The organism is Gordonia sp. B8661-1 (assembly GCF_059427765.1).
This window is the reverse complement of sequence record NZ_JCAHRL010000006.1, coordinates 141,139-153,567: the sequence shown is the minus strand read 5'-3', so window position 1 is coordinate 153,567 and position 12,429 is coordinate 141,139. Positions and strand designations below refer to the sequence as shown.

Annotated in this window: 8 protein-coding genes; all 8 read right to left on the bottom strand. The window is 65.1% G+C overall.

Going from position 1 to position 12,429, the window contains the following annotated elements; all coding sequences use genetic code 11:
- Positions 1–163: 163 nt before the first annotated feature.
- A complete protein-coding gene (locus AC4JJG_RS14020) occupies positions 164–1,021 on the bottom strand; it encodes a DUF3566 domain-containing protein (protein ID WP_495398281.1) in 858 nt (285 codons plus the stop codon).
- A 75-nt stretch (positions 1,022–1,096) separates the two neighbouring features.
- Positions 1,097–3,649 carry a DNA gyrase subunit A gene (gene gyrA / locus AC4JJG_RS14015; protein ID WP_495398282.1) on the bottom strand — a complete coding sequence of 851 codons (2,553 nt, stop codon included), beginning with the start codon at positions 3,647–3,649 and terminating at the stop codon, positions 1,097–1,099.
- 50 nt (positions 3,650–3,699) lie between these two features.
- Complete coding sequence (gyrB, locus tag AC4JJG_RS14010) at positions 3,700–5,775, bottom strand: DNA topoisomerase (ATP-hydrolyzing) subunit B (protein ID WP_495398283.1); 2,076 nt, start codon at positions 5,773–5,775, stop codon at positions 3,700–3,702.
- 303 nt (positions 5,776–6,078) lie between these two features.
- Positions 6,079–6,645 carry a DUF721 family protein gene (locus tag AC4JJG_RS14005; RefSeq protein ID WP_495398284.1) on the bottom strand — a complete coding sequence of 189 codons (567 nt, stop codon included), beginning with the start codon at positions 6,643–6,645 and terminating at the stop codon, positions 6,079–6,081.
- Positions 6,638–7,855, bottom strand: a complete 1,218-nt coding sequence (recF, locus tag AC4JJG_RS14000; RefSeq protein WP_495398285.1) for a DNA replication/repair protein RecF — start codon at positions 7,853–7,855, stop codon at positions 6,638–6,640. Before recF ends, AC4JJG_RS14005 begins: the two co-directional genes overlap by 8 nt.
- A gap of 1 nt (position 7,856) precedes the next feature.
- On the bottom strand, positions 7,857–8,876 hold the full coding sequence (gnd, locus tag AC4JJG_RS13995) for a phosphogluconate dehydrogenase (NAD(+)-dependent, decarboxylating) (RefSeq protein WP_495398286.1): 1,020 nt from the start codon (positions 8,874–8,876) through the stop codon (positions 7,857–7,859).
- Between the two features lie 25 nt (positions 8,877–8,901).
- The gene (dnaN, locus tag AC4JJG_RS13990) at positions 8,902–10,071 is read right to left on the bottom strand and encodes a DNA polymerase III subunit beta (protein WP_495398287.1); all 1,170 of its coding nucleotides are present in this window, start codon (positions 10,069–10,071) and stop codon (positions 8,902–8,904) included.
- Positions 10,072–10,617: 546 nt separating this feature from the next.
- Positions 10,618–12,150, bottom strand: a complete 1,533-nt coding sequence (dnaA, locus tag AC4JJG_RS13985) for a chromosomal replication initiator protein DnaA (RefSeq protein WP_495398288.1) — start codon at positions 12,148–12,150, stop codon at positions 10,618–10,620.
- Between the last annotated feature and the right edge of the window lie 279 nt (positions 12,151–12,429).

Genomic DNA, 12,429 nt, shown 5'->3' with positions numbered 1-12,429 from the left:
ATGCGGCCCAGAGCATTCTCCACCATCGGTTTCAGCGGACTAGGCACAGTGACTGCTCGGTCTGCCTAGCTGGAGACGATTTCTGGAGTCGCCGAGGAGTTACTTGCCGATCATCTCATTGACAACCCAAGGTCGAAATTCGTCCTCGATTAGCGCTAGCGCATCAATCCAGGTCGGCGATGGTGATCTCAGCGCCGCCGATGAGATCGGCGCAGATGTTGTAGATGTAGGCACCGATGGTGGCGATCGCGGTGAGCAGGATCGCGTTGATCGCGCCGAGCAGCATCGACCAGCCGAAGATCGTGCCCGCGCCGATCGTCGATTCGCTCGATGACCCGTCCGGGGTCGCGATGGTGGCGAAGGAGCTGTTGATCTGATCCCAGACACCCATGCCGTCAAGGATCAGATACAGCAGCGCCACCGCGATCATCCAGATGAAGAAGCCCACCACGGCCAGCACCGCGGAAATCTTGAACGTCGCCCACGGATCGATCCGCCGGACCTGGACGGCCGCCCGCAAGGCGCGGGTCGCGCCGATCTCGGTCGGTGCGACACGGACCGCGGCAGGCGCGGCGGCCTGTGGCGCTCCGACGTGGTGGATGGCGTCGAGATTCGGCAGCTTCTCCCCCGGCAGGTCATCGCGTTCGATGGTCCGGGTCGGCGATTCGACGAAGTTCTCGTCCTGCTGATCACTGGGTCCCGCCGGCGGCCCGGGCGGCACATCCTGCTGTGCCGGACCCTGGGGACCGTTCCGCGGATCGTCGAGCTTGGTGATCGGTGCCGGGCCGTTGCCCGATGCCGGTTCGTCGGCGCTCACGATGCCGTGCGGCGGCGGACCCTGACGTGGGGTGCCGTTGGGACCGTCACCGACCTGACCACCGCCGGTACCCCGCTGCCACGGCGGCACCATGCCGCCGCCCTTGCTGGGCCCCGGCGTGCCGGGGCCCTGCGGTCCCGGCTCCCCGTTCGACTGGTTCTGACCGTTCGTCGGGTTGTGGTCCGGTGTGTTCGGTGAGCTCACTGGCAATCCCTCATTCGCCTACTGGTATGCCCCACCCTAACGGTTACCGGGCGTCGCACTCGGTGCCTGAACAACCTACTTCGCCGGGGTGTCCCCATCCGGAGCGGTCTCGTCGGTTTCGTCCGCATTGCGTGCGATGGCGATGACGGTGGTGCCCTCGTCGATGTTCATCAGACGCACACCCTTGGTCTGCCGGCCCGCCTTGCGTACCTGCTTGGCACCGGTCCGGATGACACCGCCACCCGAGGTGATGGCGTACAGCTCGGAGTCATCGTCGACGATCAGGGCACCGATCAGAGCGCCGCGCTTGCGGTCGTACTGAATCGTGAGCACGCCCTTACCGCCTCGGCCCTGGACCGGATAGTCGTCCATCGCCGTCCGCTTGGCGTAACCACCCGAGGTCGCGACCAGCAGATACGTGCCGTCGACGACCACATTGAGCGACAACAGCTGATCGTCGTCGTTGAACCGCATGCCCTGCACACCGGAGGTCTGACGGCCCATCGGACGCAGGGTTTCGTCGTCGGCGTGGAACCGGATCGACTGACCCTTCTGCGACACGAGCAGCAGGTCGTCGTCGGCGCTGCACAGCTGCGCACCGACGAGCTCGTCCTCGCCACGCAGGTTGATGGCGGCGATGCCGCCCGAGCGGTTGGAGTCGAAGTCCACGAGCTTGGACTTCTTCACCAGGCCGTTGCGTGTGGCGAGCACCAGGTACGGCGCGTCCTCGTAGGTCTTCAGCTGGATGACCTGCGCGATGCGCTCCTCCGGCTGGAAGGCCAGCAGGTTCGCGACGTGCTGACCACGCGCGGTGCGGTTGGCCTCGGGCAGCTCGTACGCCTTGGCGCGGTAGACCCGGCCCTTGGTGGTGAAGAACAGGATCCAGTCATGCGTCGAGCACACGAAGAAGTGCTTGACGATGTCGTCCTGCTTGAGCCCGGCGCCCTGCACACCCTTGCCGCCGCGTCGCTGGCTGCGATACAGATCGGTCTTGGTGCGCTTGGCGTAGCCGGTCTCGGTGATCGTGACGACGACGTCCTCGCGGGCGATCAGGTCCTCGTCGGCGACGTCACCATCGGCCGCGATGATCTGGGTGCGCCGCTCGTCGCCGTATTTGTCGACGACCACCTGCAGCTCGTCCCGCACGATGTTGCGCTGACGTTCCGGGCTGTCCAGGATGTCCTTGAGGTCGGCGATCTCCCGCTCGATCTCGGCAAGATCGTCGATGATCTTCTGCCGTTCCAGAGCCGACAGCCGGCGCAACTGCATCGCCAGGATCGCGTCGGCCTGGATCTCGTCGATGTCGAGCAGATCGATCAGGCCGGTACGCGCGGCGTCGGTGTTCGCCGACGCACGAATGAGCGCGATGACCTCGTCCAGCGCGTCCAGGGCTTTCACCAGACCGCGCAGGATGTGGGCGCGCTCCTCGGCCTTGCGCAACCGGTAACGGGTGCGGCGCACGATGACCTCGATCTGATGGGCCACGTACAGGCGGATCATCTGATCGAGACGCAGGGTGCGCGGCACACCGTCGACGATGGACAGCATGTTGGCGCCGAAGCTGGTCTGCAGCTGCGAGTGCTTGTACAGGTTATTCAGCACGACCTTCGCGACCGCGTCGCGACGCAGCGTGACGACGATGCGCATACCGACACGATCCGAGGACTGATCCTCGATCCGACTGATGCCCTTGATTTTTCCCTCGTTGACCTGTTCGGCGATCGACTGGATCAGGTTGTCCGGGTTGACCTGGTACGGCAGCTCGGTGACGACCAGCTGGGTGCCGCCCTTGGAGTTCTCCTCGATCTCCACGACGCTGCGCATCCGGATGCTGCCGCGACCGGTCATGTAGGCATCCTTGATGCCCTGGCTGCCCACAATCAGTGCGGCCGTGGGGAAATCGGGTCCCTTGATGGCCTCCATACAGGCCTCGAGAGCGACGTGGTCGTAGGTGACCGGCTCTTCGCCGTCGGCCGCGGGCGGTGCGGTCCACTCCTCCTCCGGATTCGCGAGCACCCAGAAGACCGCGTTCGCAACCTCATTCAGGTTGTGCGGCGGAATGTTGGTCGCCATACCGACGGCGATACCGCCGGATCCGTTCATCAGGAGATTCGGGATACGCGCCGGCAGCACCGTCGGCTCTTCGGTCTTGCCGTCGTAGTTGGGGATGAAATCGACTGTCTCCTCGTCGATGTCCCGCAGCATCTCCATGGCCAGCGGCGTGAGCCGGGCCTCGGTATAACGCATGGCGGCGGCGCCGTCGTTGCCGCGCGAACCGAAGTTGCCCTGTCCGTCGATGAGCGGATACCGCATCGACCACGGCTGAGCCAGACGCACGAGTGCGTCGTAGATCGCCGAGTCACCGTGCGGATGATAGTTACCCATCGTCTCCGCAACGGGTTTCGCGGATTTCACGTAGCTGCGGTCGGGGCGGAAGCCGGCATCGAAGGACGCGTACAGCAGGCGGCGATGCACGGGCTTGAGTCCGTCACGCACCTCGGGCAGAGCACGACCGACGATCACGCTCATGGCGTAGTCGATATAGCTCTTCTGCATCTCCTGGCCGAGGTCGACCGGTTCGACGCGATCGCCGGTTCCGTCGGCGGGTGGCAGGGTGGTGTCCGTCATGGATGACCTTCTGGTTGTGGCAGTTGATGATTCGGATCAGCGACGCACGGCTAGACGTCGAGGAAGCGAACGTCCTTGGCGTTGCGCGCGATGAAGCTGCGGCGTGCGGCCACATCCTCACCCATCAGAATCGAGAACAGTTCGTCGGCGGCAGCAGCGTCGTCGAGGGTGACCTGACGCAGCACCCGCACCTCGGGATCCATGGTGGTCTCCCACAGTTCCTTCGCGTTCATCTCGCCGAGGCCCTTGTAGCGCTGGATGCCGTCGTCCGAGTTGATCTTCCAGCCCTTCTCACGACCGGCCTCGAGCAGACCGTCACGCTCGCGGTCGGTGTAGGCGAACTCGGGCTCACGCTTCTGCCACTTGAGCTTGTACAGCGGCGGCTGCGCGAGATACACGTGGCCGTGCTCGATCAGCGGACGCATGAAGCGGAACAGCAGGGTCAGCAGCAGCGTCGAGATGTGTTGGCCGTCCACGTCGGCGTCGGCCATCAGCACGATCTTGTGATACCGCAGTTTGGCGATGTCGAACTCGTCGTGGATACCGGTCCCGAACGCCGTGATGATCGACTGGACCTCGGCGTTCTTCAGCACACGGTCGATGCGGGCTTTCTCGACGTTGATGATCTTGCCGCGCAACGGCAGGATCGCCTGATACATCGAGTCACGGCCGGACTTGGCCGAGCCACCCGCGGAGTCGCCCTCCACGATGTAGACCTCGCACTTGCTGGGGTCGTTGCTGCGGCAGTCGGCGAGCTTGCCGGGCAGACCGCCGATATCGGTTGCGGTCTTGCGGCGCACCAACTCCCGCGCCTTGCGGGCGGCGATGCGCGCCTGTGCGGAGTCGACGGCCTTCTTGACGATGATCTTCGCCTCGGCGGGATTCGACTCGAACCAGTGCGCCAGGTGCTCGTTGGCCGTCTTCTGCACGAAGCTCTTGATCTCGGTGTTGCCGAGTTTGGTCTTCGTCTGACCCTCGAACTGCGGATCGGCGACCTTCACCGAGATGACCGCGGCGAGACCCTCGCGGATGTCGTCGCCGGACAGCTTGCCGTCTTTCTCCTTGAGAAGCTTCTTGTCCAGCGCGTACTTGTTGACCGTGGAGGTCAGCGCCGCACGGAAACCCTCCTCATGGGTGCCGCCCTCGTGGGTGTTGATGGTGTTCGCGAAGGTGTGCACCGACTCCGAGTAGCCGGCATTCCACTGCATCGCCAGTTCCATCTCGTGCCCGGTTCCCTTGGCGGAGAAGCCGACCACCGACTGGTGGATGGAATTCTTGGTCCGGTTCAGGTGCTTGATGTAGTCGATCAGACCATCCGGGTAGTGATAGGTGCGGGTACGCACCTTGGCGACCTGCTCCTTCTTCTCCGCGTCCGACTTGATGGTCTCGGCGGTGTCCTCGGTCTCGCCGTCCATCTCCGCCTCGGCGACGACCTCTTCTTCCGGCTTCCGATTGTCGGTGAGGGTGATGGTCAGGCCCTTGTTCAGGAACGCCATCTCCTGCAGACGCCGGGCCACGGTCTCCGCGTTGAAGCGGGTGGTCTCGGAAAAGATGGCCGGGTCCGGCCAGAAACGCACGGTGGTACCGGTCTTGCGGATGGCCTCGTGTTCTTCGAGCTTCCCCGGTTCGGCATTGGTGTAGGTCTGCGTCCAGCGGTGACCGGAGTTCTTGATCTCCAGCTCGACCTTGGTGGACAGCGCGTTCACCACCGAGATGCCGACGCCGTGCAGGCCACCGGACACCGCGTAGGAATCGGAGTCGAACTTACCGCCGGCGTGCAGCTGGGTCATGATGACCTCGACCGCGGGAACGCCGGTGGCGTGCATACCGACCGGCATGCCGCGGCCGTCGTCGACGACCTCGACTCCCCCGTCCTCGAGCAGCGTGACATCGACGCGCGTGGCATAGCCAGCCATCGCCTCGTCGACGGAGTTGTCGACGACCTCCCAGATCAGATGATGGAGGCCACGTTCGCCGGTGGAACCGATATACATACCCGGTCGCTTGCGGACCGCCTCGAGACCTTCGAGGATGCTGATCGATTCCGCGCTGTACTCGCCGGATTTCTTGGCGTTCTTGCGCGGCTTCTTGGGGTCTGACGCGTTGGTGTCGTTGGTGTCGGCCACGAGGTGCGTCCGCTCCTTCTGTCTCGGTGATGCCGGCCCGGCTGGGTACCTCACCTGCGATAGCCTCGGACACAAGCGTGTCCGTTCCGCTGCTGTGCGCGCGGAAATCTGGTCTATGCGATGCGGCCGGGTGGCCGTCGATATCCATCCCGGTCGGGACAACTGCCTACATACTACTGCCTCAGCCGCACAGAGTGCCGCATCCGGGGCGTCTGACGCGCGCACTGATCGACTTTTTCCACATACCGGCGGTCCGGACGTGGTCGGAAGTCAAATCGAGCGTTTCAGACGTGATCGACGGCCTCAGCCGTAGGTGTCCCGGGGTCCGCGGCCGGCGATGTGCCGCGGTCCCTTGCGCCACGACGGTGCCTTCGGTCCGGTGATGCGCAATTGATGCACCACTCCGTCGCCGACCGCCCCCGCGATCTTGGCGATGATCGTCGACTGCATATAGCGGAGCTGGGTGGCCCACGCCGTCGACTCGGCCTGGATGTGTAACACCTTGTCGGTCAGGGCCGTTGGTGTCGCGTGAGATGAGATGTCGGCGCCGACGATCTGTTCCCACAGGCCGAAGACCGTGCCCTGCCCGATCTCCTCGTCCCAGCCACGGTCCTTGGCGATCCGGTTCACCAGACTGCCCAGCGGCTGTGGATCCCGTCCGTCCGGACCGGATCCGGACCATCGACGTCGCGCCCCGGTACCGCGGCGCCGGGTCGGCGGCGGTGACGAACGGCCCTGCCCGACCGACTTTCCGGCCGCGCGTGCCGCCGCACGCGCCTCTTCGAGTGCCTTGCGGGCGCGCTCGTATCCGGTCAGCCCATCGGCGCCGACACCCTCGGGCGTGCCGGCCGCGGCTCCCTCGTCACTCATCGGCAACCTCCTCGGACACGGGTTCCATGATCGTCGAGTATCGCCCGGGCCGGCTGTCCGCGGTGTCGTCCCCGGTCTCCTCGCGCACGTCGACGCGGATCCGGCGACCGCCGATCTCCGGCGGCAGATCCTCGGGTACGGCCGCGGTGATGAGGAGTTGTTCGGCCGATTCGGTGAATGTCGCGAGTTGGGTCCGACGATTGGCATCGAGTTCGGCGAACACATCATCGAGCATGATCACCGGCTCGATCCCCTCCGCACGGATCAACTCCACCGACGCGAGTCGCAAAGCCAGTGCGAGAGACCAGGATTCACCATGGCTCGCGAAACCCTTCGCCACGTCGTCGCCGAGGATGACGTCGATGTCGTCACGATGCGGGCCGATCAGACTGATACCCCGGTCGATCTCCTTCGACCGCACCTCCGCCAAGCGGGACAACAGGATCCGTGTGATGTCCGCAGCGTCGGGGACCTCTCCCGGCGGACTCACCTCGGGCCCCGCGACGGCACGGTAACCCAGCGACGCCGGACGGGAATGCGGTGCGATCGACGCATACGCCTCGACGAAATGGGGCAGCAGCTCGGTGAGCACCTCGATGCGCGCCGCGGTCACCTGACCTCCGAGATCGGCCAGCTGTTCATCCCAGACATCGAGGGTGCTGATCACGGACTCCGCATCCGGGCCGCCCCGACGCAGGGCCGCGCCCGCGGTCTTCAGCAGCGCCGACCGTTGCCGGAGGACCCGGTCGTAGTCGGAACGTGCTGCGGCCCAGCGAGGTCCGCGCTGCGCGACCAGCTCGTCGATGAACCGGCGGCGATCCGACGGATCCCCCCGCACCAGATGTAGATCCTCCGGGGCGAACAACACCGCCCGCAGAATTCCGAGCACATCCCGCGCGCGGCGTGCGGGACTGGAGTTGATGGTGGCCTTGTTGGCACCCTCCGCCTTGATCTGCAGCTGGACCGTGAGCTCGCGCCCCAGGTTCTCGATGGTGCCGGTGACCGTCGCCGACGACTCCCCCGCGTGCACCAGAGGCGCGTCCGAACTCACCCGATGAGAGCGCAACGTCGCCAGATAGAAGACCGCCTCGAGGAGGTTGGTCTTCCCGAATCCGTTGCGGCCCACGAAGATTGTCGGTTCCGGTCGCAGGGCCAGATCGACATCGCGCCAGGACCGGAAATCATGCAGATGGAGCTCGCGGACGAACACGTCAGTCGGCGGATTTCCCGGTCGCAGTCGGCCCATTCCCGCCGGCGGTCTCGCCCACCGACTTGCCTGCCTTGTCGACGACGGCGTGTCCACCGAACTGATTACGCAGCGCCGACACCGCCTTCAGAGCGGGCGATCCCTCGGCCTGACGGGACGCGAACCGGGCGAACAGCGCGGCCGAGATGACATTCGCCGGCACCGAATGCTTGATCGCCTCCTCGACGGTCCAGCGTCCTTCACCGGAATCTGTTGTGTAATCGGAGATCTCGGCGAGACCCGGATCATCCTCGAGCGCGCGCACCAGCAATTCGAGCAGCCACGACCGCACCACTGTGCCGGTGGTCCAGGCGCGCAACGTGCCCTCGACATCGGTGATGAGCGGTTCGGCGCTCAGCAGTTCATATCCTTCGCCGTAGGCATGCATCAGCCCGTATTCGACGCCGTTGTGCACCATCTTCGCGTAATGACCGGCCCCCACCGGACCGGCGTGCACGAAACCGTCGGCCCGCTCGCCCGGCGGCCGCAACGCATCGAAGATCGGCATCAGCTTCGCGACGTCGGCATCACTGCCGCCGACCATCAGGCCGTAGCCGTTGTCCAGACCCCACACACCGCCGGACACACCGCAGTCCACATAGCCGATTCCCTTGCGTGCCAACAGATCCGCGTGGGCCTGATCGTCGGTGTACTTGGAATTGCCACCGTCGACGACGATGTCGCCCTCACCGAGCAGATCGGCCAGAGCGTTGATCGTGGACCGCGTCGGATCCCCGGACGGCACCATCACCCAGACCAGTCGCGGCGCGGGGAGCGCGTCGACCAGCGCTTCGAGTGACGGAACGTCCGACACCTCGGGGCGGGGGTCGTACCCGACTACGTCGATGCCATGACGCTGCAGACGCGTCCGCATGTTGGCACCCATCTTGCCCAGGCCGACAAGTCCGAGTCGGACCTGGCCGGACGACGAGCCGTCTCTGTTCGACGAAGAAGCGGTGTTCTCGGTTCCGGGTTGCACTGTCATACCTCCCGTTCGATGGTGGACCGGGTCAGCCGGGTAGCCGAACCGGCATCAACAGATAGCTGAAGGCACTGTCCGGGGCCACGAAGGCACCCGACTCATCGGCGGTCGGTTCCGAGCCGCTCGCCGGCCGGAGCACGGCGGGCCGGCTCGGGGTCGTGAATCCGAAATCGACTGTGGCAGCACCGATCGCCGACAATCCGTCCTGCAGGTAGCCCGGATTGAACGCGATGGTCAGGGGCTCGCCGTAGAACTGCACGGGCAGTTCCTCCTCGGCCTTGCCCGCCTCGTCGCCGCCCGCGGTCAGCAGTACGCTGCCCTCGCTGAACTCCATCCGCACCTGCGCGCCGCGCTCGGCGACCAGGGCGACACGCTTGATCGCCTCGATCAGCGGAGCGGAGTCGATGGTCGCGACGGCGGTGTGCGTGGCCGGCAACAGCTGGCGGAACTTCGGGAACTCCGCGTCGAGCAGTCGGGTGGTCGTGCGTTTGGTCTCGCCCAGAATGCCGAGGATCCCGTCGGCGCCGATCGCCGATCCGCTGCCGAAGGCGAGCGAGATCTGGCCGGTGCCCTCGCTGCCCGCGGTCTTCGCACTTTCCGACAGGGTCTTCGCCGGCACGAGGACCGCGCCGGTGGTGTCGGTGGCGGTCGGATCCCATTCGAGCTCGCGAACGGCGAGACGGAAGCGGTCGGTCGCCGCCAGAACGACACGGTTGCCCTCGATCTCGACGCGCACACCCGTCAGCATCGGCAGTGTGTCATCACGCCCTGCCGCGACGGCGACCTGGGAGATGGCCTCGGCGAACAGCTGCGCGGGAATGGTGCCGGTGACGGCGGGCGGCGTCGGCAGCTCCGGATAATCCTCGACCGGCATCGTCGGGAGCGAGAACTTGGCACTACCGCAGGTGATCGCCACTCGAGCGCCGTCGAGAGTGACATCGACGGGCTTGTTGGGCAGCGCCTTGGTGATGTCGGCCAGCAGGCGGCCGGAGACCAGGACCTTGCCCGGCTCCGCGACCTCGGCGCCCAGGCTCTCCTGCGCCGACACCTCGTAGTCGAATCCCGAGACCTCGAGACCGGCCTCGCCCGCGGTCAGAACGACACAACCCAGCACGGGGACCGGCGGACGAGCGGGCAAACTGCGGGCGACCCAGGCGACGGAATCTGCGAACTCGTCACGCGCGACACGGAACTTCATGCTGGGTGATTGCCCTTCTGTCTGCCTGCTCGAACTATCTCAGCGCCACATCGCCACGGAACACCGACGTCGACAGCTGGCGACGTGTGATTCGCGATGGTGATTGCCCATGGGGACTCCACTGTAGAACGACGTTGCCGGGAGAGGGGCCCTTGGGTGACAAGTCCGCGTTCGTCCCGGCCGGATCCGGTGCCGCCGGATCCCACGGTGTGCACAGGACTTCTTTTAGGAGAGAATTCTTCAAAGAGAAATTCATGACAGTAATAGGGCCTGTGGACTTGTGGATGGATGGTCGTCTGCGCAGGTCACGCGGTGCGACCCGATGTGCGTCACCGGTGGAATCCGGGTGCGCGGTAGTGACAGGTTGTGTGTAGTTCGCTGATGGTTCCACCGGTGTCCACCTTCGCTGCACAAGCTGTCCTCTGTTATCCCAAGGTTTATCCACACCTGGTGATGAACCGTTCGGGCTAATGACAACGCCCGGATCCGACGGATCCGGGCGTGACAAAGTCTGTCGTTCGAGTTGAGAGTTGCGTGCCGAAAGCCTCAGACGGCGCGCTGGCGGATGCGGGCGGTGAGTTCCTGGACGTGGTCATAGACCTTGCGCCGCTCGGCCATCTCCTTGCGGATCTTGCGCTCGGCGTACATGACGGTCGTGTGGTCGCGGTCGAAGGTCTCACCGATTTTCGGCAGGGAGAGATCGGTCAGCTCCCGGCAGAGATACATCGAGATCTGCCGGGCCTGTGCGATCGACCGGGTCTTGCCGGGGCCACGCAGCTCCTCCACGGAGATGTCGAAGTATTCGGCGGTGATCGCCAGGATGCTGGCGGCGGACACCTCGAGGGTGCCCTCGTTGGGCAGCAGCGCCTGGAGCACGACCTCGGCGAGTGACTTGTCGAGGTCGGCGTTGTTCAGCGACGCGAAGGCGGTGACACGGATCAGCGCACCCTCGAGTTCACGGATGTTGCGTTCGATCTTCGAGGCGATGAGCTCGAGTACGTCGTCGGGCACGGCGATGTCATCCATCTGTGCCTTCTTGCGCAGAATCGCGATGCGGGTTTCCAGATCGGGTGGCTGGACGTCGGTGATGAGGCCCCACTCGAATCGCGTTCGTAGCCGATCTTCCAGTGTCGCAAGCTGTTTGGGCGGACGATCGGAGGAGATGACGATCTGCTTGGACGCGTTGTGCAAGGTGTTGAAGGTATGGAAGAACTCCTCCTGGATACCTTCCTTGCCGATCAGGAACTGGATGTCGTCGACGAGGAGCACGTCGACATCGCGGTAGCGGCGTTTGAACGCCACCCGGCGGTCGTCACGGAGCGAGTTGATGAAGTCGTTGGTGAACTCCTCGGTGGACACGTACTTGACCCGCATGCCGGGAAACAGTCGCTGCGCGTAGTGGCCGGCGGCGTGGAGCAGATGTGTTTTGCCGAGTCCGGATTCGCCCCAGATGAAGAGTGGGTTGTAGGCACGTGCGGGCGCCTCGGCGACGGCCACCGCCGATGCGTGCGCGAACCGATTGGAGGCGCCGATGACAAAGGTGTCGAAGGTGTACTTCGGACTCAGATTGGCGCTCGACGCCGACGGTCCCGCGGTCGGGCGCTCGGCGAAGTAGGTCGACCAATCGCCCGAGCCGGTGCCGCGTCCGTCGAATTCGGAGGGTGACTGCCCGTTCGGCGGAGCAACGGCGTGTTCCACGTCGGGGGTCGTGTCGGGAACCGACGGTGTCGGTGCGCTGTCCGCGTCGGCGGCCGCGGGTGCGGCCGTGACTTCCTCCGCGACCGGCGTGGAGATGCGGACGCCGAGGTCCACGGGCTGCCCGAGGTGACGGGAGAGGACCGAGCGGATCGTGTCACGCAGATTGCGTTCGATCTGTTCCTGGACGAGCGGGGTGGGCACGGTCAGCAGGGCGAACCCCTCGGCCAGCGTGAGGGGCTGTACGAGAGAGAGCCAGGCTTTCTGCTGGCGGGTGAGCGGCTCACGATCGGTGGCCGCGGCGTCGTTGTTGAGCTCGGCGACGACCCGCTGCCAGACCTCGCTGAAAGAATCGCGACTGAAAGAATCACGGTCGGACGTCATCGTGTGGCTTACCCTCCTGGTGTCGGAAAACGACCAGCGTCGGTCACCAGGATGTCACCATCAGGCACCTCGCCCCGAGTTGTCCACAAGGTTGTCCACAACTGTGAACAATTGAGGGGTGCGTCGAACGCCCGGGACGCCCTATCGGGTCCACTGACCGTTCCGTCGCTGACTCTGCGCTGAAGTCAATCTGCGCTGAAGTTAACAGAGAGTTGTCCGAGCGACAATGTGAGTGGTGCGAACGAACCACAACCTCGCGCGGGGATCGACCGCAACCCG